Source organism: Chloroflexia bacterium SDU3-3 (assembly GCA_009268125.1).
Classification (GTDB): domain Bacteria; phylum Chloroflexota; class Chloroflexia; order Chloroflexales; family Roseiflexaceae; genus SDU3-3.
Window position 1 is genome coordinate 114,960 of sequence record WBOU01000019.1, and the last position, 20,797, is coordinate 135,756.

At 63.2% G+C, this 20,797-nt stretch carries 18 protein-coding genes; 12 read left to right on the forward strand and 6 right to left on the reverse strand.

Annotated features, from left to right (window positions below):
- The first annotated feature begins 73 nt into the window (after nt 1-73).
- The 5 genes from F8S13_23845 (at nt 74) to F8S13_23865 (ending at nt 5,138) form a co-directional block, all read left to right on the forward strand.
- Nucleotides 74-1,342 (forward strand): MinD/ParA family protein, encoded by a 1,269-nt coding sequence (locus F8S13_23845; protein KAB8140509.1) that lies wholly within the window; start codon nt 74-76, stop codon nt 1,340-1,342.
- 30 nt (nt 1,343-1,372) lie between these two features.
- Entirely contained in the window at nt 1,373-2,761 is a 1,389-nt protein-coding gene (locus tag F8S13_23850; protein ID KAB8140510.1) for a CpaF family protein, read from the forward strand.
- A gap of 138 nt (nt 2,762-2,899) precedes the next feature.
- On the forward strand, nt 2,900-3,826 hold the full coding sequence (locus tag F8S13_23855; protein ID KAB8140530.1) for a secretion system protein: 927 nt from the start codon (nt 2,900-2,902) through the stop codon (nt 3,824-3,826).
- A 14-nt stretch (nt 3,827-3,840) separates the two neighbouring features.
- A complete protein-coding gene (locus F8S13_23860) occupies nt 3,841-4,767 on the forward strand; it encodes a type II secretion system F family protein (GenBank protein KAB8140511.1) in 927 nt (308 codons plus the stop codon).
- 14 nt (nt 4,768-4,781) lie between these two features.
- The gene (locus F8S13_23865) at nt 4,782-5,138 is read left to right on the forward strand and encodes a DUF192 domain-containing protein (GenBank protein KAB8140512.1); all 357 of its coding nucleotides are present in this window, start codon (nt 4,782-4,784) and stop codon (nt 5,136-5,138) included.
- A 53-nt stretch (nt 5,139-5,191) separates the two neighbouring features.
- Here F8S13_23865 and F8S13_23870 read toward each other — a convergent pair whose 3' ends face one another.
- Together F8S13_23870 and F8S13_23875 are read right to left on the reverse strand one after the other, a co-directional pair.
- Entirely contained in the window at nt 5,192-6,163 is a 972-nt protein-coding gene (locus F8S13_23870; protein KAB8140513.1) for a stage II sporulation protein M, read from the reverse strand.
- A gap of 115 nt (nt 6,164-6,278) precedes the next feature.
- A complete protein-coding gene (locus F8S13_23875; GenBank protein ID KAB8140514.1) occupies nt 6,279-6,863 on the reverse strand; it encodes a thymidine kinase in 585 nt (194 codons plus the stop codon).
- 582 nt (nt 6,864-7,445) lie between these two features.
- Here F8S13_23875 and F8S13_23880 point away from each other — a divergent pair.
- Nucleotides 7,446-10,346: an ExeM/NucH family extracellular endonuclease gene (locus F8S13_23880; GenBank protein ID KAB8140515.1), complete on the forward strand. Its 2,901-nt coding sequence runs from the start codon at nt 7,446-7,448 to the stop codon at nt 10,344-10,346.
- A gap of 73 nt (nt 10,347-10,419) precedes the next feature.
- On the opposite strand, the gene F8S13_23885 is transcribed toward F8S13_23880, so the two are convergent.
- The 3 genes from F8S13_23885 to F8S13_23895 all read right to left on the reverse strand — a co-directional run bounded on the left by F8S13_23885 (nt 10,420) and on the right by F8S13_23895 (nt 12,927).
- Entirely contained in the window at nt 10,420-10,857 is a 438-nt protein-coding gene (locus tag F8S13_23885; protein ID KAB8140516.1) for a hypothetical protein, read from the reverse strand.
- Nucleotides 10,858-10,869: 12 nt separating this feature from the next.
- Nucleotides 10,870-11,898, reverse strand: coding sequence for a histone deacetylase family protein (locus tag F8S13_23890; GenBank protein KAB8140517.1), 1,029 nt, complete (start codon nt 11,896-11,898; stop codon nt 10,870-10,872).
- 396 nt (nt 11,899-12,294) lie between these two features.
- Nucleotides 12,295-12,927 carry a biotin transporter BioY gene (locus F8S13_23895; GenBank protein KAB8140518.1) on the reverse strand — a complete coding sequence of 211 codons (633 nt, stop codon included), beginning with the start codon at nt 12,925-12,927 and terminating at the stop codon, nt 12,295-12,297.
- A 134-nt stretch (nt 12,928-13,061) separates the two neighbouring features.
- On the opposite strand from F8S13_23895, the gene F8S13_23900 reads away from it, so the two are divergent.
- Both F8S13_23900 and F8S13_23905 read left to right on the forward strand, forming a co-directional pair.
- Nucleotides 13,062-14,579 carry a replication-associated recombination protein A gene (locus F8S13_23900; protein ID KAB8140519.1) on the forward strand — a complete coding sequence of 506 codons (1,518 nt, stop codon included), beginning with the start codon at nt 13,062-13,064 and terminating at the stop codon, nt 14,577-14,579.
- Nucleotides 14,576-15,868 carry a threonine/serine exporter family protein gene (locus F8S13_23905; GenBank protein ID KAB8140520.1) on the forward strand — a complete coding sequence of 431 codons (1,293 nt, stop codon included), beginning with the start codon at nt 14,576-14,578 and terminating at the stop codon, nt 15,866-15,868. The genes F8S13_23900 and F8S13_23905 overlap by 4 nt, the downstream gene beginning before the upstream one ends.
- A gap of 622 nt (nt 15,869-16,490) precedes the next feature.
- On the opposite strand, the gene F8S13_23910 is transcribed toward F8S13_23905, so the two are convergent.
- Entirely contained in the window at nt 16,491-17,441 is a 951-nt protein-coding gene (locus F8S13_23910; GenBank protein KAB8140521.1) for a glycosyltransferase, read from the reverse strand.
- Between the two features lie 236 nt (nt 17,442-17,677).
- Between F8S13_23910 and F8S13_23915 the strand changes: the two genes are divergently transcribed.
- From F8S13_23915 to F8S13_23930, 4 genes are all read left to right on the forward strand, one after another.
- A complete protein-coding gene (locus F8S13_23915; GenBank protein KAB8140522.1) occupies nt 17,678-18,403 on the forward strand; it encodes a hypothetical protein in 726 nt (241 codons plus the stop codon).
- A 107-nt stretch (nt 18,404-18,510) separates the two neighbouring features.
- On the forward strand, nt 18,511-18,774 hold the full coding sequence (locus F8S13_23920; protein KAB8140523.1) for a hypothetical protein: 264 nt from the start codon (nt 18,511-18,513) through the stop codon (nt 18,772-18,774).
- A gap of 309 nt (nt 18,775-19,083) precedes the next feature.
- The gene (locus tag F8S13_23925; GenBank protein KAB8140524.1) at nt 19,084-19,665 is read left to right on the forward strand and encodes a nucleotidyltransferase family protein; all 582 of its coding nucleotides are present in this window, start codon (nt 19,084-19,086) and stop codon (nt 19,663-19,665) included.
- Between the two features lie 24 nt (nt 19,666-19,689).
- Complete coding sequence (locus tag F8S13_23930) at nt 19,690-20,364, forward strand: hypothetical protein (GenBank protein KAB8140525.1); 675 nt, start codon at nt 19,690-19,692, stop codon at nt 20,362-20,364.
- The last annotated feature ends 433 nt before the right edge of the window (nt 20,365-20,797 follow it).

The window sequence follows — 20,797 nt, forward strand, 5'->3', positions numbered from 1 at the left end:
TGTTGTGCGCCCAAGAGCGCACAGCACCTTAGGATTTCAACCTTATCCAGTCCGAGACACCGAGGAGATCTGCATGTCTGAGCAGGGCCAAATTCGCGTGCTAATTGTTGATGACATCGCCGAGACACGCGATAATCTTGAGAAGTTGCTGTTTTTCGAGAAAGACATTGAGGTCATCGCAAAGGCAAGTACTGGGCGCGAGGCCGTTGCCCTTGCAAAGCAGCATCAGCCAGATGTCATCCTAATGGATATCAATATGCCGGACATGGACGGCATACAAGCAACCGAGGCCGTGCTCAGCCAGGTGCCTACGACGCAAGTCATCATGATGAGCGTCCAGGGCGAGCAGGATTATCTGCGGCGCTCGATGCTCGCAGGCGCACGCGAGTTTCTGATCAAGCCGATCAGCGCCGAAGAGCTCTATAATGCGATCCGCCATGTGAACAAGCTCCGCACGGCAGAGCGCCGCTACACTACCACCGCCGCCCCTGTGGCCACGGGCGAGGTCGCCGGAGCGGCACAGCAGGGGCAGGTGATTGCGGTATTCAGCCCGAAGGGTGGCGCAGGCTCCTCGGTTATTGCCGCGAACCTAGCGGTGGCGCTGCGCCAGAGCACGAACAAGAAAGTTGCGCTGGTCGATGGCAACCTGAGCCTCGGCGACCTGGGCGTGATCATGAACCTCAAGTCGTCGAAGACCATTGTCGATCTCTCCAACCGTATCGCCGAGCTAGACCGCGAGCTGCTGAATGATGTGCTGGTGAGCCACACCACCCAGGTCAAAGTGCTGCTGGCCCCGCCAAACCCGCAGACCGGCGAGCTGGTGACATCCGATCATCTGCGGGCGATCGTAGAGCTGATGCGCACCGAGTTCGACTATGTGGTGGTCGATACTCAGTCTTCTTTCCAAGATAAGACCCTGGCCCTGCTTGATGTTGCTGATCGCATCATCGTGCTGATGACCCTTGAGATGACATCGATCAAAAATATCACGCAGTTCCTTGAGGTTGCAGGCCTGCTGGAATACCCAGCCGAAAAGATCACCCTTGTGCTCAATAAGGCCGATAATCGCATGGGCCTGCGGGTCGATATTGTCGAAGACACCATCCGCCATAAGATATCGCTGCAGCTCGCAAACGCGGGCAATGATATGGCGCTGGCGATCAATAACGGGGTGCCGCTGGTGATCGAAAAACGCAGCATCCAGATAACAAAAGATATCTTTGCGCTGGCAGCCCTGCTCTCGAATCGAGGGGCCACAACCCAGAAAGATGCGCAGAAAGCCACCCCCGAGAAGGCACCCGAGAAGTCGGGTCTGTTCTCGCGTCTGATGGCAAAGCGCTAAAGGGTACAGACCAACCGGGAGGTATAAGGAATGTCTTTGCTTAAGCGTATCGGCGGCGGCCCCGTTGAACCCAATGCTACCCCTGCCCCCGCCCGCCCTGGGGGAGCTGCTCCAACATCCAAGTTTGGCGCAGCGCGCGAGACAGATGATAATTCTAACGACATAAAGATCCGAGTGCAGGAGCGGCTGATTGGCGAGCTTGATCCGAAGCTTGATCTGTCGAATGCCTCGAAGGTTCGGCGGCAGGTTGAAGAGATCTTTAACAGCATCCTCGATAGCGAAAATATCGTGCTGAGCCGTGCCGAGCGAGCGCGCATGTTCGAGAGTATCGCAGCCGATATTCTTGGCTTCGGACCGCTTGAGATCCTTCTGAACGACCCCGATATCAGCGAGATCATGGTGAATGGCCCCAAGCAGATCTACGTTGAAAAGCGTGGTAAGCTGACCCGCAGCGATGTAATGTTCAATAACGACGATCACGTGCTGCGTGTGATCGATCGTATTGTTGCTCCGCTTGGTCGCCGTATCGATGAGTCGTCACCGATGGTCGATGCGCGCCTTCCCGATGGTTCGCGTGTGAATGCGGTTATCCGCCCTATCTCGCTGGTGGGCCCCTGCCTGAGCATCCGTAAGTTCAAGAAAGAGGGTATTACCGTCGATGATATGATCCGCTTTGGGTCGATGACCCGCGACATGGCGGAATTTCTCTCGGCGTGTGTGCGTGCCCGGCTCAATATCGTGGTGGCAGGCGGCACTGGCTCAGGGAAGACGACTACCCTCAATGCGCTGTCGTCATTTATCCCCGATGACGAGCGGATCATTACGGTCGAAAATGCTGCTGAGCTGCAGCTTCGCCAAGATCATGTCGTTACCCTTGAGTCTCGCCCGCCTAACATTGAGGGCAAGGGCGAGATTACCATCCGTGACCTAGTGATCAACTGCCTGCGTATGCGCCCAGAGCGCATCGTAGTTGGCGAGTGCCGCGGCGGCGAGACCCTTGAGATGTTGCAGGCCATGAACACTGGCCACGATGGCTCGATGACGACGCTGCACGCGAACACCCCGCGCGATGCTATTTCTCGTATCGAGACTATGTGCCTGATGTCAGGTATGGATCTGCCTGTTCGTGCCATTCGCGAGCAGGTGGCCGCGGCAGTCAATCTTATGGTGCAGCAGTCGCGCCTAAAAGATGGTAGCCGCAAGGTTATCAATATCACCGAGGTGCAGGGGATGGAAGGTGATGTTGTGGTGCTGCAAGATATCTTCGTGTTCGAGCAGACTGGTTTGGATGAGCGTGGTAAGATTGTCGGCCAGCTACGTCCGACTGGCGTTCGCCCGAAGTTTATTGAGCTGTTTGAACAGCACAATATCTATCTTCCGCCAAATATCTTTGGCGCAAGCAGCGACCGATTCTTTTAATACTTGACTTTTGGCTGTGGTTATGATGGTCTTTGCATCACTGGGCCACAGTTGTGCTTTCCAGATCGGTGCCCTTGACCGGAAAGGATCTTTTCTGTGGGACCATTAGTGATTGCACCAATCGCCTTCTTTCTGATAATGGGGGGAGCATTCCTACTCTATCGGCGTTCGGCAGGTGCTCCCGGGGTCGATAATCGTCTGAATGAGTATGCGGGTCGCCAGTTCGAGCAGGCATCGTCGGGAACCCAGGCGAAGCCATTTGCTGCTCTGGATGCCAAGGTCTCGAAGGGCAAGCGCGGTAGCCAGATGGCGCGCAATCTGGCGCGGGCCGATATCAAGCTTACGGTTACCGAGTTTATTGGCACCAAGATATTAGCGGCCCTGCTTGGTGTTGCTTTGGGCGCAGTCCTTGGCCGTGCGGCGCCCGCTGCATTGCTGATCGCCGGCCTGGTGGGTGCGGTCCTTGGCTCATTTATTCCTGATATCTATGTGAATATGGCAGCGAAGCGCCGCCTGAAGTCGTTCAATAATCAGCTGGGCGATGCGATCGGCATGCTGGCCAACTCGCTGCGATCTGGCTATAGCTTCCTCCAGTCGATGGAGCTTGTGTCACGCGAGGCCCCAGCGCCGATGGCGCAGGAGTTCCGCCGTGTGGTGCAAGAGGTGGGTCTTGGCCTCTCGACATCGCAGGCCCTCGACAATCTGCTCAAGCGCGTGCCATCGGATGACCTGGATCTGCTGATTACGGCAGTGAACATTCAGCAGGAAGTCGGTGGTAATCTTGCACAGATCCTTGAGACGATTGGTCACACCATTCGCGAGCGCGTCCGCATCAAGGGCGAGATCTCGGTGCTGACCGCGCAGGGCCGTATGTCGGGCTATGTGATCACCGCCCTGCCTATCGGTCTTGCCATGATGATCAGTATGATGAATCCTTCATTTATGGCACCCCTTTTTACCATTGGTTTTCCGCCTGATGCCTGGTGCTGCTTTCCTGTCGCATCGCTGGCGATGATCGCGGTCGGCTATGTGATCATGATGAAGATCGTCGATATCGAGGTTTAGGCAGGGGGACTACGATGCTTCTTTTCGGAATAATTGCTGTTGTCGTGCTTGTTTTCATTGGCGTGATCGTGGTGATAGCGCGGCAGGGTGGTGGGCAGAGCGATGCGATCAGCGATCGCCTGACTCAGTTTACCGAACGACAGCTGACCCTTGAGGAAATGGAGCTTCAGCAGCCGTTTAGCCAGCGCGTAGTGATGCCAATGATGCGCAGCGTGCTGGGGGTGCTGGGCAAGATGAGCCCACAGGCTAGTGCCGATCGGGTGCGCCAGAACCTGCAGCAGGCGGGTAACCCAGGGAACCTAACGCCTATCATGTTCTCTGGTATTCGCCTAGCGCTAGCGGCGATCCTATTGGTGGTCTTTGGTATTGTGACCTTTACCTCGGCTGAGATGCCGGTGATGCAGAAGCTGATGTATACCGCGCTTGGCTGCGGTGTAGGCTATATGCTGCCGGGTATCTGGCTTGGCCAAGAGATCAAGAAACGCAAGCATAACATCCAGAAGGCCCTGCCCGACGCGCTTGATCTGCTCACGATTAGCGTGGAGGCTGGTCTGGCCTTCGACTCGGCGATGCAGCGCGTGGCCGAGAAGTGGGATAACGAGCTTTCGCGCGAGTTTAAGAAGGTGCTGACCGATGTGCGGCTTGGCCGCGCTCGCCGCGATGCGCTGCGCGATATGGTGGCGCGCTGCTCGGTAGATGATGTGCAGACCTTTATCGCAGCCGTGATCCAGGCCGAGCAGCTGGGCGTCTCGATCAGCAAGATCCTGCGCGTGCAGTCGGACCAGATGCGCATCCGCCGCCGCCAGCGCGCCGAGGAGAAGGCCCACCAGGCCCCGGTGAAGATGCTCTTCCCGATGGTGTTCCTGATCTTCCCCGCGCTGTTTGTGGTGATCCTTGGGCCTGCGGTGCCGAAGCTGTATGAGTCGTTCGGTGGGCTGTAGCGAGACGCGCATCTATGCAGATTCGTAATGAGACCCGTGGTACGCTGATTGCGGATAAGGTGGAGCTCGCGCGCACATTCTGGTCGCGTGGTCGCGGCCTGATGGGGCGTGCATCGCTGCCCGAGGGCTTTGCGCTGATCATCTACCCCGAGTGGAGCATCCATACCTTTTTTATGCGCCTGCCGATCGATGTGCTTTTTGTAGATAAGGCAAATGTGATCGTGGGGCTGCAGCACCGCATGCCGCCCAGCCGCCCGTTTGCGGGGGTATCGCCCGCCAAGGGGCGCTATGTGGTGGAGCTGCCTGCTGGGGTGCTGGAGGCGACGGGCACTCAGGTGGGCGATACTATAGCGATCGACCCGCCGCTCTAGCGGGGATACACAACTAGCGTAGAAGCCGGGGTGAGATTTCACCCCGGCTTTTTTTATTGCTGCGCGCTGGGCTTCCTGCCAGAGAGGATGAGGTAGCTGTAGAGGATCACGCCGGAGCCAAGAGCCACGGCGAGCTTGACGCCGATCGGCAAGGAGGAGGGCGATACAAAGCCCTCGATGGTGCCTGCGATCACCAGCAGCGGGATGCACCCCAGCAGCAGGATCATGGCGCGCTGGGCGGCGGCGGCGAGCGCGGCGCGGCGGGTGAGCAGCCCTGGGCGGATGATCGCCCACCCCAGCTGCAGGCCAGCGCCACCAGCGATGAAGATGACGCTCAGCTCGATCACGCCGTGGGCGGCCATAAACCCCCAGAGCTTGCCTGCGAACCCGTATGACTGCGCCGCGCCGGCCAGCACGCCGACCATCAGCCCATTCTGCACCAGGGTGTAGAGCGTGAGCGTGCCGAGCAGGATGCCGCCCGCAAAGGCCAGGATGGCCACGCGGATGTTGTTGGTCATAATAAACGATGCGCTCTGGGCGCGCCCGCTGGAGTTGATGCTGAGCCACCACTCGCGGTCGTTGCGGATGTCGTTGAGCGCGCTGTCGAGCCCGGGCATGATCGAGCTTGCCTCGATCGGGTTGGTGTAGGCTAGGGCAAAGCTGACAATGGCTGGGATGAAGAACATCAGAAATGATGCGAGGGTGTAGGGCCAGGTGTCGCGGAAGGCCTGCGGGAAGGATGTGGTGATGAACTTCCAGATCGCGTTGCTACGGGCCGAGCGTGTCTGGTACACGGCGGCGTGGGCGCGGGCGACCAGCCCGTTCAGGTAGATAGTGACGCGGTGCTGGGCGAAATCGCGGCGCGCCACGGCCAGATCGGAGGTGGCGCTGCGGTAGAGCCGCCCTAGCTCGGTGATCTCCTCGGCGGAGAGGCTGGCGAGCCCGCTGAGCTTGGATTTGTCGAGCAGCGCTGTGAGCCGCTCCCAGTTTGGGGTCTTCTGCTTGATATAGTCTTCTGCGAGCATGCGAGTTCTCGTGTGGGGTTGATGTGATGGGTACTATAGCAGAGCCGTAGCGGTTGCGCAACCAGCTACGGCTCATGGCATGCTGAGCCGATGTTAGGCGATTTTGAGGGAGGGGCTAGTGCAAGATCTGGTAGCAGGATCGGCAGCGGGCCTCGTAGAGCTCGAGGCCGCCGACGGCGATGGTGGGCGCCTCGATCGGGGCGGGCTGGCCGTTGATCAGGCGCTGCGAGCGGGTGGCGTATGCGCCGCATGACACGCAGATGGCGTAGAGCTTGTCGACCTGCTCCGCTATCGACATAAGCTGCGCCATGGCCGGAAACGGCTGGGCGCGGAAGTCTTGGTCGAGCCCGGCGACGATCACACGGCGGCCCTGGTCGGCCAGATCCTGGCAGACCTGCACGATATTTTCGGGGGTGTCGTCGAGAAAGTGTAGCTCATCGATCGCCACAACCTTGACCGAGGGGTCGAGGTGGCGGTAGATGTCGTTGACCGAGTCGATAGTGTACGCTTCGATCTTCACGCCGTTGTGGCTGACCAGGTTGCCGATGGCGTAGCGGGTATCGCGGCGTGGGGTGAAGGCGGCCAGCTTCTGGCGGGCGATGCTGACGTGATGTAGGCGGCGAATCAGTTCTTCGGTCTTACCGCTGAACATACAGCCACAGATGGCTTCAATTCTGCCTCCGGCGGCAGGTCGAGTCATAGGATGGGTCTCCTTCTATGCGGCAGTGTGCGCTATCCGCTGTCTGGGGTGTCTGTCCCCGTGATTGGGCACGGTAGGTTGTGGGGTCGCTGAGCCGCGCCATGGTGCGGCTGGGCCCAACTTGCTGCGCAGCCCGATGCTGCAAACAAAGGGCTATGCTACCACCAATTGATATGAGTGGCAAGCGTCTTGCTGGGTAGCTGAGGTGGTGCTCACAATCTTGATATCGGCGGCATGAAGATGTGATCCCCGAGTTTATGGTAGAATATTCACAATCTGTGAAGATCTTGAAGTAAATAGCTGGGTGTCTGTCGCGCACTCATACGGCTGTGTGAGCTACTGCGGGGCCTGCTGGTAGGGTGTGGGGCGTCATTCCCTTGATCGTACGGCAGGGCCAGCTTTGCGCTATGCGAGGAGGTGGGCCGCTAGGCAGATTAAGGTCACCATGCGCGCAACGGCTCTCTGGTGTGCGCGATTGGCTGGCTGACCTTATCCTAGATTTAACATAGGCTTGATAGAAGCTACATCCTGCCCGTGTATTGTTTGCCCACGCATTGTCTGATCAACACAAGGAGTGTCTGAATGGCGTACCAGTCCTCGTGGTGGCGTGTGCTGCTGCTTCCCTGTATTGCGGGGCTTGTTGGTGCCTCGGTGGCGGCTGTGCAGCCCCAGAGCGTGAGTGCGGCGGCTGTATCGACGAATGTTGTGATCAGCCAAGTCTATGGTGGCGGGCAATCGACTTCAGCCGATACCGCTTACAAAAGTGACTATATCGAGCTTTTTAACCTCACCGGATCGCCCGTGAGCTTAGATGGCTGGTCGGTTCAGTATGCTGCTACGACGTCTTCCTCTTTTGCCGTGACAACGCTGAGCGGGTCGATTCCTGCCTATGGCTATTATCTGATTCAGGAGGGCACGGGTACCGTTGGTGCCGATCTTCCCTCCCCTGATCTTGTCCCTAGCTCGCCGATCAGTATGGCCGCTGCGAACGGCAAGGTTGCGCTGGTTCAGGGCACTACGGCCGTGAATTGCAGCTCTTGCAGTGGGATCGCGAATGTCGTTGATTTTATCGGCTATGGTACGGCAAATGATTCTGAGACCAGCGCTGCCCCTGCGATAGATAGGACAAAGGCTGCGCTGCGCGCTGGCAACGGCTGTACGGATACGGGGGTGAACAGCGCCGACTTCACCGCTGGCGCGCCCAGCCCGCGCAACTCGGCCTCGCCGACCAACAGCTGCAGCGTGGCGACCAGCACCCCCACAACGCCGACCTCGACGGGCACTGTGACGGTGACTCCGGTGACACCGACCGCCACCGCGACGCCGGTGACGCCCACGGCCACCCCTGGCGCGTACACGCCGATCTTCACCATCCAGGGCACCACCGACACCAGCCCCTTGGCTGGCTCGACGGTGACGACCCAGGGTATTGTGACCCAGATTAACCAGGGTCGTTCGGGTATGTTCATCCAAGATGCGACCGGTGATGGTAACGCTGCCACCTCCGATGGCATCTATATCTACGGCACTATCTCCGCAGAGATCGCGGCAGGAAACCTCGTGCAGGTGTCTGGCGCAGTGTCGGAGTTCCAGGGCCTGACCGAGATCACGCTTTCAAGCGTTACGGTGCTTGATTCGAGCACTTCGGTGCCCACGCCGATCGTGCTCGACCTGCCGGATGCGCCCCAGGCCAGCTACCAGAACCTTGAGCGCTACGAGGGCATGCTGGTGAGCATCCCCGAGACGCTGACGGTGGACCAGAACTACTTCCAGGGCCGCTATGGCCAGGTGACGCTGTCGTCGGGCGGGCGGGCCGAGAACCCGACCAACCGCTACCGCCCCGGCACGGCGGCGGCCAACGAGCTGACTGCGTTCAACGCCGCCCGCATGATCGTGCTAGATGATGCGAGCAGCGCCCAGAACCCTAACCCCATCCCCTACATTGGTGCCGACAATACGCTGCGCGCTGGCGACACGGTGAGCGGCCTAGTGGGTGCGCTTGACTTCGGCGCGATTAACTCGAACCTCAGTATCCGTGGCTACCGCCTCCAGGTGAATACGCCCAGCAATGTGACCTTTACCCGTGTGAATGCGCGCACCGCCGCCCCGGAGGATGTGGGCGGCAATGTGAAGGTGGCCAGCTTCAACGTGCTGAACTACTTCAATACGTTTAATAGCTGCTATCCCACAGGCAGCGCGGATGATTGCCGCGGCGCTGACTCGGCGGCTGAGTTCTCCCGCCAGCGCGCCAAGATCATCAACGCGATCGCCGCGCTGGATGCCGATGTCGTTGGTGTGATCGAGATGGAGAACGACGGCTCGGGTTCGACCAGCGCCATTCAGGATCTGGTAAATGGCCTGAACGCGAAGCTTGGCGCGGGCACCTATGCCCTGATCGTCGACCCGACCAACGACCCAGTGGCGGATACCGGCCGCCTCGGCTCGGATGCGATCAAGGTGGGCCAGATCTATAAGCCCGCCCGCGTGACCCCCAACGGCGTGGCGATCTCGAGCGCCGATACGGTGTTCAGCCGCCCGCCGGTGGCCCAGACCTACACGATCGCCAACGGCGAGAAGTTCAGCGTGATCATTAACCACTTCAAGTCGAAGGGTAGCTGTCCTTCCGATGGCTCGCTCGACACCGATCAGGGCGACGGCCAGGGCTGCTGGAACGCCAAGCGTGTGCAGCAGGCCACCGAGATGCTGAGCTTCATCGATACGGTGAAGACGGCCAGCGGCGACCCCGACGTGCTGGTGATGGGCGACCTGAACGCCTACGGCAACGAGGATCCGATCTTCACGCTGACCAGTGGCGGCCTGGTGAACCAGCTGCAGAAGCGCATCGCCACCCCGTACTCGTATGTGTTCGACGGCCTTGCCGGCTACCTCGACCACGCGCTGACCACGGCCAGCCTGGATACGCAGGTGGCGGGTGTGACCGAGTGGCACATCAACGCCGACGAGCCGACCGTGATCGACTACAACACCGAGTACAAGAACCCGGATCTCTACACGTCCGATCCCTACCGCGCCTCGGATCACGATCCGGTGCTGATTGGCCTGAGCCTGGGCGAGGAGGTGCCGACCGTGACGCCGTCGCTGACACCGACCGCGACCGCGACGCCGGTGACGCCGACCGCGACGGGGACCGTGACGACGACGCCGGTGACGCCGACGTCGACGGGCACGGTGACGACCACACCGGTGACGCCGACGTCGACGGGCACGGTGACGACCACGCCGGTGACGCCGACGTCGACGGGCACGGTGACGACGACGCCAGTGACGCCGACGTCGACGGGCACGGTGACGACGACGCCAGTGACGCCGACGTCGACGGGCACGGTGACAACCACGCCGGTGACGCCGACCGCGACGGGCACGGTGACGACCACGCCGGTGACGCCGACCGCGACGCCGGTCACGCCGACGCCGGGCAGCGGGCCGAACAGCTTTGTCTACCTGCCGCTGATCACCCGCTAGGGCGATCTGGCCGAGAAACGAGCATAGAAAAAGAGGGTGAGCAGCCGCACGCTGCCCGCCCTCTTTTTTTACCCTAGCGGCGCTCGCGCGGGACGAGATCGACCGCGATGCCGCCGCGCGGCGCGACCGAGTTGTAGAACATCACAAAGCCCAGCAGCGGCATGGCGGTGAAGAGCGAGCCGACCACCAGTACGACCGCGAGGATGAGCAGGAACACCATCGCCCCGCCCGAGTGCAGCTGCTGCATGGTGCTGAGCGCGCCGCCCAAGCCAAACGACTGCACGAAGTCTACAGGGACGGTGGGCAGATCGACCGAGCCGATGCCGAGGTTGATGGTCGGCAGGTCGATCACCACATGCTGCATGTTGGCCAGCGCGTCGAGGGCGTGGCCGATCAGCTGAAGAGCGAGGAAGGCGATGGCGATGGCGGGCAGGAATGAGACGCTGGCCCCGGCCAGGATGCCAAACTTGATGGTGGAGCGGACAGAGATGTGGCGGATCTCGTAGCGCATGGGGTGCTCCTTCTAGCGTGTGCCTTCAAAGCCAGCCAGCAGGCCGACCACGTTGGTGCCCAGCTCGGCCACAGCGTAGCCGCCTTCCTGCACAAAGAGCGTGGGCAGGCCCGCCTGGGCGATGCGTGCGCCGATCTGGGCGTAGGCATCGGATGTAAGCGCGAAATCGCCCAGCGGGTCGCTGCCAAAGGTGTCCAGCCCGGTGGAGATCACCAGGTAGGCCGCACCAAACTGTGCGACGCGCTCTAGCGCCTGCTCCAGCGCGGCCAAAAACTGGCCGTTGGTGGTGCCCTTTTCCAGCGGGATGTTGAGGTTCGCGCCCTCGCCCTCGCCCTCGCCTAGCTCGTCGGCGAAGCCCAGGAAGTAGGGGTAGACGCGGTCGGGCGAGCCGTGGATCGAGACGGTGAGCAGATCGCCGCGCCCGTAGAAGATCTGCTGGGTGCCGTTGCCGTGGTGAAAGTCGATGTCGAGCACGGCCACGGGCTGGCCCGCCTGGCGCAGGAACTGCGCGGCGATCGCGGCGTTGTTCAGGTAGCAGTAGCCGCCGTGCAGATCGCGCCCGGCGTGGTGGCCCGGCGGGCGGCAGAGGGCGTAGGCGGCGCGCTCGCCAGCGCGGAGCAGCGATGCTGCCGTTAGGGCTGCCTGGGCCGCACCATAGGCGGCCTGGTAGGTGCCCGCCACGATCGCGCTGCTCAGGTCGTAGGCGTAGTAGCCGGGCAGGGCCAGCGGGCTAAGCGAGGGCCGCCGCATCCAGCGCACCGCCAGCGTATCGGCCAGCGCGGCGGCGGGGTGCCCGCCCGCCGCGACCCAGCGCACGTAGATGTGCTCAAGGTAGTCGAGGTAGTCGGGGCTATGGATGGCCTCGATCGGCGCGCGCCCGTGGTCGGCGGCCTCGCTGATCGGGCCGATCTGGGCCTGGCGGATGGCTGCATGGATGATATCAGCGCGCTGTTGGGATTCGTGCGGCGTCACCACCTGGCCCTCGATCAGCTCGAACGGGGGATTGTGGAGGGCGCTCGCGGGGGTGTAGATGCAATGCATGGTGTTCTCCTGCCGATACAGTGGGCAAAGTATACCATCATTGCTCGTAGGCGACGGGCAGCAAAAAGCGGCTGGCCGCACTGCGACCAGCCGCTTTTTGAAGATTGGCAGAAAGAGGCGCGCCCGCCACTGCTCCGGCTTGACGGAACGAGGGGAGTATGAGGGGCCAGGGGCGATTTTGAGGATTTTGAGAGAGGGTCCTTGAGCGTCCAGCGTAGCTGCTGGGGCAGCGCCTTTCTGCTGCTTATCTTACGCGACTGCCCCAGCTATCTCAATAGCCCCTACTTCCCACCTGCCGATGCCCCATCGGGTTGGGTTGGTACTAGCAAGAGCTATGACCGATTGATCGTAAGGCGTACCGTTTGGCGCGTGAAGCATTATGCTTCCGCACGCTGCCTAGCGGCCAGCCTTGGAGCCGAGCAGCGCCCAGCCGCCGGGCAGCGCCAGCGCGGCCAGCGCCACCTTGATCAGGTCGCCGGGGATGAAGGGCAGCACGGCGGCGCTGAACAGGGCCTGCATGTTGGGCGCGCCGCCCTTGATAATGCTCATTGCCACCAGCAGCCATGCGAACCCGGCCACCAGAATGACCATGGTGCCCAGCAGCATCGCGCCCAGCGCCGTGGCCACCTTGCGATCCCAGCTGCGGGTGGCCAGCCAGCCCACCAGGGCGGCGGCGGCGGGCATGGCGTACAGGTAGCCCGCCGTCGGGCCGAAGGCCACGGGCAGGCCAGGGATAGTACTTGCGGCCCACGCGCTGGTGCCCCCGGCCAGCACCGGCAGGCCCAGCATGGCCTCCAGAATATACGCGGCGATAGTAGCGGCCCCCAGGCGCGGGCCGTAGAGCGCGCCGATCAGCAGCGCCCCGAAGGTCTGCATGGTGATCGGCACCAGCGGGTTCCAGGGCAGGTGGAAGCTGATCCGGGCGCACAGCGTCATCAGCACGGTGCCGGCCAGCACCAGCAGCCAGGGCCGGACGGTGGCGTTGCGCCGCGTGAGCGCGTGGTGTGCGAGCGTGTTGTGGGAAAGCATCGCATGCTCCTTCTCGGCGGTTCTCCGCCAGTTGTCGATTCGAGGCGGGCGTATTATATGCGATCTCGACCACACCGCCGGAGGGGCATGTGGTATCATTTGGCCAGTATATACAGCGCTAGAAGCAGACACCTATGCCAAAACAGCAGAAGACGCTTTTTGATACCCAGCGCGACGATGCGCTCAAGCAGGGCGCGCCGCTGGCCGCGCGCATGCGCCCGCGCTCGCTGGATGAGTTCGTGGGCCAGGACCAGATCGTGGGCGAGGGCAAGCTGCTGCGCCGCGCCATCGGCGGCGACACGCTGTTCTCGCTCATCCTATGGGGCCCGCCTGGCACGGGCAAGACCACCCTGGCCCAGATCGTGGCCCAGAAGACCAACGCTCACTACGAGCCGCTCTCGGCGGTGTCGGCGGGCGTGGCCGACCTGCGCCGCGTGGTGAAGGAGGCCCAGGATCGGCTGGGCATGTTCAGCCAGCGCACCGTGGTGTTCATCGACGAGATCCACCGCTTCAACAAGGCCCAGCAGGATGCGGTGCTGCCCTATGTGGAGGATGGCACGATCATCCTGATCGGCGCGACCACCGAGAACCCCTCGTTCGAGGTGAACTCGGCGCTGCTCTCGCGGGCGCGCGTGTTCACCCTGGAGGCCCTGACCGACGAGCAGATCGGCACGCTGGTGGACCGCGCCCTGGTCGACAGCGAGCGCGGCCTGGGCGCGCAGAACGCGCTGCTGGCGGCTGACGCACGCGGCTACCTGCTGAACATGGCCAACGGCGACGCCCGCACCGCCCTGAACGCGCTGGAGTCGGCGGTGCTGGCCAAGCCGCCCTCGGTGGGCGGCAAGCGCCTGATCACGGTGGAGGACATCCGCGACGCGCTGCAGACCCGCGCCACTCGCTACGACAAGACTGGCGAGCTGCACTACAACGCCATATCGGCGCTGCACAAGTGCGTGCGCGACAGCGACCCCGACGCGGCGCTGTACTGGCTGGGCCGCATGCTGGATGGCGGCGAAGACCCGCTGTATGTGGCGCGGCGCGTGGTGCGCATGGCCGTGGAGGACATCGGCATGGCCGACCCACAGGCGCTGCCGCTGACCATCGCGGCGCAGCAGGCCGTGCACTTCCTGGGCCGGCCCGAGGGCGACCTGGCGCTGGCGCAGGCGGTGGTCTACCTGGCCCAGGCCCCCAAGAGCAACGCCGTCTACCGCGCCTATGCCGAGATGATGAAGGATGTGCAGGAGACCCGCAACGACCCGGTGCCGCTGCACCTTCGCAACGCGCCCACCGGCCTCATGCAGCAGATGGGCTACGGCAAGGGCTACAAGTACGCCCACGACCACGAGGGCGCGCAGGTCGACCAGGACCACTTCCCGCCGAACTTGGCGGGCCGCCGCTACTACCAGCCGACCGAGCGCGGCTTCGAGCAGCAGGTGCGCGAGCGGCTGGCCTGGCGCGATGCGCTGCCCAGCGCCGCCCCAGCGCCCGCCCGCCCCGCCGCGCCGCCAGATGAGGCCGCGCCGCCGCCCGACGCGCTCGACCCCCAGGCCATCGCAGGCGAGGAGTCGCAGCTGCCGCCCGAGGATGACGGCGCGCAGGTGCGCCGCCCCGCCCCCGCCAAGCGGCCTAGCCGCAGGCGGGGTGAGGAATGAGCTACGACCTGCTGCTTGAGCGGCTGCTGCTGCAGCACGCCAAGGTCGAGTCGAGCGGGTCGGCGGCCAAGGCGGCCACCCGCGAGGAGATGCGCGAGATCCTGGCCGCCGCGATGCGCGCGGGCCAGATCATGCTGGAGAACGGGGCCAACACCGCCCGCGCCGAGGAGACCGTGCACTACGTGGCGCTGGCGCTGGGGGCCGACTCGTGCGATGTGTACGTGACGCCCACCGGTATCATCGCCACGATCTACGCGGGCACCGAGCACCGCACGCGCATCCAGCGGATCGTGCGCTCGAACGTGGATCTGAGCAAGGTGGCGGCGGTGGGCGTGGTCTCGCGGCGCGCATCCCGCCGCGAGCTGGACCGCGCGGGCGTGCAGGCCGCGCTGGAGCAGGCGGCGGGCCAGCCGCGCGAGTACACGCCGCTGATCACCACGCTGGCGGTGGGGCTGGCCTGCGCCTGCAGCGCCATCCTGTTCGGCGGCGGGGTGTGGGAGGCGGCGATCGCGTTTGTGTCGGCGGCGCTGGCCTACTACGTGCGCGGCAGGCTGATGTCGCTGCAGCTGAGCCGCCCGCTGCTCACCTTCTTCGTGGCCACCATCGCGGCCTCGCTGGCGCTGGCGCTGGTGGCGCTGCTGCGGCCGCCGCACCCGGCGCAGGCGCTGACCGCTGCGGTGCTGTTCCTGGTGCCCGGCGTGCCCATGATCAGCTCGGTGGTGGATCTGTTCCGGGGCGACACGGTCTCGGGCACGGCGCGGGCGGTGAGCGCGCTGCTGATGCTGATCGGCATCGCGGGCGGGTTGTGGGCCACGCTGCTGGTGAGCGGGGCGAAGCTGGACCTGACGCCCGGCGTGTCGAGCAACATCCCGCTGGCCATGGCCATGGCGTTCTGCTCGGCGGGCGGCTTCGGCGTGATGTTCGATGTGCCGCGCCGCGCGCTGGCGGTGGCGGCGCTGGTGGGGGCGCTGGTCTACGGGCTGTACCGCGTGTTCCAGATGTGGGGCGTGCCGATCGGTGCGGCGGCGTTCCTGGCGGGCATGTCGATCAGCCTGCTCTCCGAGCTGCTGTCGCGCCGCATGCTGCTGCCGACCCCGGCGTTCACCATCCCGGGATTCCTGCCGCTGGTGCCCGGCTCGGCGGCGTTCCGCACGCTGCTGAACTTTGTGGCCGAGGACTACGCGGCTGGCTCGGCCAACCTGGTGCGCACGGCGATCATCGTGATCGCGCTGGCGGCGGGGATCGGCACGGTGAGCGCGCTGGCGCGGCTGGGGCAGCGCCAGCCGTAGCGCGGCGCGGGCTTCAGTGGGTGCGATGTTGGGCGGGCATGAAGCCCGCCCTTATGGTGTGTCTCGCTGCTACGATGTCGCGCCCCCAAGCTTTTTTCTTTGCGGTATTGTCGCTTGTGGCTGGTGGGCGGATGCCTTGGCTTTGGGCGATTTTGGGTGACTTTCCCCTGATTTTCTATCAATCTACGCGCCATTCTATCCCGCCATGGGGCTATGCCCCCTTACATGGTGTCACTTTTGGGGGTGTTTCTGCGTCGTTTTGGGGTCGGCCCGACCGTAGGCAATGCTTGCAGCGTTGCCCGGTCGGGCCGACCGGCTGCGGCCTCGATGATGATGGTTTCTCGTGGGTGGTGGGTGTGTGCCCTGCGCGGGCGGCGGCTAGGGGCCAGCCCCTAGCCGCCGCCCGCGCAGGGGGCGATGCCCCCTTCGAACCCCCAATTTTGGACGTTCCTATGCCGTTCCCTGTCGGCTAGTGTTCGTGCATATGGCCAGTTTGCGTGAGCGACACCTTCGCCGCATGGACCGGGTGGGATGTGGGCTACTGATCCCTACTCCCTATTCCCTGACCCCTCTCGCTCCCCTCGTGCCTTCTCGCCCTCGTGGTATTCGCCCCCTTGTGCGCCTACTGGCTCCTGCGCGCCAGCGCGGGCAGGGCGCGCAGCGTGGCGGGCAGCGCGTGCAGCGGCGAGGCGGCCAGAGCGTAGCCCCAGGCGCGCAGGGCATCGCCAGTTTGGCCCTGCTGGGCGTAGCGCGTGGCGATGCCCATGAAGTAGGGGATGTACCAGCCGCGATGCCGCAGCCCGGTGCGGGCCAGCCGGATGCGCCGCGCCAGCCCCAGCGGGGCGGTGTGGCGGTGCCAGACGGTCATGCAGTCGCGGAAGCGCCGCCAGAGCACGCCCTCGGGGTTCTGCGCGGGCGGGGCGTTGGTGCGGGCGATCGCGGCGGCGTGGTGGACATAGCCCATCGGGTGGCGCTTGGCGATGCGCAGGAAGAAGTCCCAGTCCTCCGCGCCGCGCAGCTGTGGGTCGAAGCCTCCCAGGGCGCGGGCGACCGACGTGCGCATCACGGTGGCGTCGAAGGTGGGGATGTAGGCCAGGATGGTGTCGAACATCTGCCCCGGCTCCAGCGGCTGCTCGGGGTATGGCCCGCTCACCGGGTTGAGGTTGATGTCGCCCAGGATCATGCGCCCAAACACCGCCGCGCACGCGGGGTGCTCGTCGAGGTAGGCGATCTGCGGCGTCAGGTTGTCGGGCGTGAAGATGTCGTCGTCGTCGAGGAAGGCTAGCAGGTCGGCGGTGGCGGCGCGGATGCCCAGGTTGCGGGCGGTAGAGACGCCCTGGCCCTGGCCGCGCAGGTAGACCACCGGGTAGGACTGGGCGACCTGCGGGGTATCGTCGGTTGAGCCATCGTCGATCACGATGATCTCAATATCGTCGCTGCCGCGCTGAAGGCCGAGCACGCTCTCGATGGCGGTGCCGAGCTGGTGCGCACGGTTTCGCGTTGGGATGATTACGGACACGCGCATGATTCTGCCTCTCTCATCACATGGCGGTATGCGCGGTGAGTGTAGCATATCCTGGCGGGCGTTTGGCAGGCATAGGAAGGCAGTATTGACAGGTGATTGCTTCGAGTCTACTATTAGCTGGGCAGATTATCTCTTCTTATCCTGAGTGATATCTACAGAATATCAATAAAAATTGAGCAGCTCTATAAAAAGAAGCATTGAATCGGGGTCTACTCCTCCAAGGGTGTGTAATTGCCGAGATATTGTTGTCATGATCCAGCTATCGTGGGGAAACAATGCGAACTATGGATTTTCTCGCCCGCTACCGCGCCGGAGAGCGCGAGCAGGTGTGGGCCGAACTGGTGGCGCTGGGTGCGGCGGTGCGTGAGCCGCCGCTGTATCAGGACGCCCAGGCGGTGGCATGCGAGATCATGCTGCGGGCGCGCTACAATATCGCCCTGTTGGTCGAGCGCCTCCAGCAGCTTGATTTTGTGTTCGTTGTAGGAGCGCAGGGGGCTTGGAACCCATGTACTGCGCGGGAGCTGAAACTGTTGGCAAGCATTGAGCAGCGCCGAGGGCCGCTGCCAATCGTGCTGCGCGCTTGGGTTGAGATGATCGGCAATGTCGATCTCCGTGGCTCCCACCCCACGCTGAGCAACTACTATAGCCTGGGGCATGCTACAACGCGTGGGCCGAACAGCGATCCTCTTGTGCTGGGGATGGTGCCCTATGAGCTTAGCCAACTTCCATGTATTGACCGGAAGCAACAGATCTTTCTCCTTGAGGTGGCCCCAGACTCATGCCATAAGTCAAATTACAGCGGCGGCGGCGATAGCTATATGCGCATCCCAAGCGCCGGATTCGATGCGCCGTTTGGCTCCGATGACTGGTGGGATGGCATGTGTCTTATCCCCTACCTGCGCGAGTGCTTCGCGTGGGGTGGTTTCCCGGGCCTGCGGGATGACCCCGCCGCCGCCGAGGCCGCCCGCGAGGAGCTGGCCTTCCTCACCCAGGGCCTCCTGCCGATCTAGGCGAGGAAACTGTAGTAGAAAGGGCTGATAGATAAACATCTCCTGCAGAATAGCACAGTAAGGTCTTACCACAGACCTAGCCCTAGCAGGGCAGTCGCCGCTGGCCGATGAATCTGGCCCTATGGCGGCAGGGCCGCGCCCCCGACGGCACGCCCGCGCTCGTGGAGCGTGACGACGAGGACCTGGCATCAGCGCCGCACGCCGCTGATGCGGCGGGGCTGGCCGCCGTGGCCTGCGCGTGCGGCGCTGGCTTGCCGCGCTGCGACGCGGCGCGGCTGCTGGCGTTCTGGGAGTGGTGGCTGGGCGAGGCGGTCCCGCAGGCGGTGGAGGCATCGTTCTCGCAGGATCTTGGCCGCGTGGGCGGGCGATGATCGCGGCGGGCACGTGGTGGGCCGCCCCTGCGGAGTGGGGCGGCGATGCCGCGCTGGGCGCGGTGTGTTTCGCGCTGCCACAATACCTATCTCTTGGAGCTTGGGCGTCTTGGTGGTAAATCGGTCTTCTTCCCCCTCGCGCCTTCGTGCCTTCGTGGTATTCGTTTTTGTCTTGTTGGAGCCTTGGAGTCTTCGTCGTATTCGTCCCCTTCCGAATTTTCGTGCCTTCGCGTCCTCGTGGTAAATAACCCTCCCCCGCGCGGCGTGCTACAATTGGCCTCTGTTCCGCGATGCGACAAGGCCCCTGCGATGCATAGCCACGACCGCTACCACCAAGAACTGGCCAGCCTGCTGCTGCCCCACCCATGGTTTCGCCCGCTGCTGGAGACGGTGCGCGCGCTGGCGCTGCCGGACTGGTTTATCGGCGCGGGCGTCATCCGCACGCTGGTCTGGGACCACCTGCACAGCTACGCCGCGCCGACGCCCCTGGCCGATGTCGACGTGGTGTTCTTCGACCCGGCGGACCTGCGGCCAGCCCGCGACGCCGAGGTGCAGGCCATGCTGGTCGCCCGCCGCCCCGATGTGCCCTGGGAGGCCACAAACCAGGCCGCCGTGCACCTGTGGTACGAGTCGGCCTTTGGCTTCGCCGTGCCGCCGCTGGCCTCAAGCGCGGATGGGGTGGGGACATGGCCTGAGACGGCGACCAGCGTGGGGGTGCGCCTGCTGCCCGATGACACGCTGGAGATCGCGGCCCCGTGCGGGCTGGAGGATCTGTTCCAGCTCACGCTGCGGCGTAACCCGCGGCGCATCAGCGAGGCCCAGTTCCGCGAGCGCGTGCGGGCCAAGCGCATCCGCGAGCGCTGGCCGCGCGTCCAAGTCATCGATGGCTGAGCCGATGGCCTATGCGGGCGGCGCATGTGGGCCGCACCGCACATGGATGCACTATACAGGAGCGAAATGATGGAAGAGATCGATTTTGACACGTGGGCGCGAAAAGAGCACTACGCGTTTTTTATGATGAACGATCTGCCGTTCTATAACGTATCGTTTAATATTCAGGTGAATGGCCTGAGATCATACTGCAAGAGCCGTGCTATCTCGCTTACCAACACGCTGATCTACTATACGGTCAAGTCGCTCAATGCGATCGACAGCTTTCTCTACCGCAACGTCGGCGGCAAGATCGTCAAGTACCGCTCGCTTCACCCCTCATTCTCATGCCTCCGCGAGGGCGAGGAGCTGTTCCGGCTCATAACCGTCGATTTTGACAGCGATATCCTCCAGTTTGACCGTATGGTGAAGGAGGAGATCCGGCAGAGCAAGAAATACTTCGATGCCAGCAGGCTGCAGGGCCGCAGCGACTTTGTGTTTATCTCCTCGCTGCCATGGCTGCCGTTCACCGCGATCGACCACACCCTGAGCCTCAAGAAAGAGGATGCCATCCCACGGGTCTCCTGGGGCAAGATTATAGAATCTGGCGGCGATTCGTATATCCCATTCAACATTCGCGTGAACCACGCGTTTATCGATGGCATCCATGTCGGCAAGTTCTACGATGAGCTGCAGCGGCACATGCATAGCCTAGGCTAGAAGGTGGCTGTGCGGCGTGCGGTGGCTGCGGTGCTGGTGGGCAAAGAGGCCTGCCCGCGCAGGGGACGTGGCCCCCTGCGAAACCCCCAATTTTGGGCGTTCCAATGCTGCTCCCTGGCAGCTAACATTCGCGCATATGGCCAGCTGACACGAGCGGCACCTTCGCCGCATGGGCCGGGTGAGCGGGTAGGCCACGAGCATGGTTTGGTGCATCGTTTATGGTATGCATGGTCTGGCACGCGTGATGGGGCGTGCTGCCGCATCCAGAAGCCCCGCTCATGAAAGTGATACCATGTGAGGGCATGTCCCCTCACATGGTGTCACTTTTGGGAAGTGTCAGAAGTACACTTTCCAGCGAACGGGCATGGATAGACCGAACGCGTGCTGGCGGTTTTGCCACGCGATGGCCAGGGTGAACAAGCTGCACTGCCAT

What these genes read in the sequence shown, in the direction of transcription:
- F8S13_23905 (KAB8140520.1), top strand. Translation starts at nt 14,576, where the DNA reads ATGAGCTACGACCTGCTGCTTGAGCGGCTGCTGCTGCAGCACGCCAAG.
- F8S13_23900 (KAB8140519.1), top strand. Translation starts at nt 13,062, where the DNA reads ATGCCAAAACAGCAGAAGACGCTTTTTGATACCCAGCGCGACGATGCG.
- F8S13_23920 (KAB8140523.1), top strand. Translation starts at nt 18,511, where the DNA reads ATGAATCTGGCCCTATGGCGGCAGGGCCGCGCCCCCGACGGCACGCCC.
- F8S13_23880 (KAB8140515.1), top strand. Translation starts at nt 7,446, where the DNA reads ATGGCGTACCAGTCCTCGTGGTGGCGTGTGCTGCTGCTTCCCTGTATT.
- F8S13_23855 (KAB8140530.1), top strand. Translation starts at nt 2,900, where the DNA reads ATGGGGGGAGCATTCCTACTCTATCGGCGTTCGGCAGGTGCTCCCGGG.
- F8S13_23865 (KAB8140512.1), top strand. Translation starts at nt 4,782, where the DNA reads ATGCAGATTCGTAATGAGACCCGTGGTACGCTGATTGCGGATAAGGTG.
- F8S13_23845 (KAB8140509.1), top strand. Translation starts at nt 74, where the DNA reads ATGTCTGAGCAGGGCCAAATTCGCGTGCTAATTGTTGATGACATCGCC.
- F8S13_23910 (KAB8140521.1), bottom strand. Translation starts at nt 17,441, where the DNA reads ATGCTACACTCACCGCGCATACCGCCATGTGATGAGAGAGGCAGAATC.
- F8S13_23925 (KAB8140524.1), top strand. Translation starts at nt 19,084, where the DNA reads ATGCATAGCCACGACCGCTACCACCAAGAACTGGCCAGCCTGCTGCTG.
- F8S13_23885 (KAB8140516.1), bottom strand. Translation starts at nt 10,857, where the DNA reads ATGCGCTACGAGATCCGCCACATCTCTGTCCGCTCCACCATCAAGTTT.
- F8S13_23890 (KAB8140517.1), bottom strand. Translation starts at nt 11,898, where the DNA reads ATGCATTGCATCTACACCCCCGCGAGCGCCCTCCACAATCCCCCGTTC.
- F8S13_23915 (KAB8140522.1), top strand. Translation starts at nt 17,678, where the DNA reads ATGGATTTTCTCGCCCGCTACCGCGCCGGAGAGCGCGAGCAGGTGTGG.
- F8S13_23860 (KAB8140511.1), top strand. Translation starts at nt 3,841, where the DNA reads ATGCTTCTTTTCGGAATAATTGCTGTTGTCGTGCTTGTTTTCATTGGC.
- F8S13_23870 (KAB8140513.1), bottom strand. Translation starts at nt 6,163, where the DNA reads ATGCTCGCAGAAGACTATATCAAGCAGAAGACCCCAAACTGGGAGCGG.
- F8S13_23895 (KAB8140518.1), bottom strand. Translation starts at nt 12,927, where the DNA reads ATGCTTTCCCACAACACGCTCGCACACCACGCGCTCACGCGGCGCAAC.
- F8S13_23850 (KAB8140510.1), top strand. Translation starts at nt 1,373, where the DNA reads ATGTCTTTGCTTAAGCGTATCGGCGGCGGCCCCGTTGAACCCAATGCT.
- F8S13_23930 (KAB8140525.1), top strand. Translation starts at nt 19,690, where the DNA reads ATGTGGGCCGCACCGCACATGGATGCACTATACAGGAGCGAAATGATG.
- F8S13_23875 (KAB8140514.1), bottom strand. Translation starts at nt 6,863, where the DNA reads ATGACTCGACCTGCCGCCGGAGGCAGAATTGAAGCCATCTGTGGCTGT.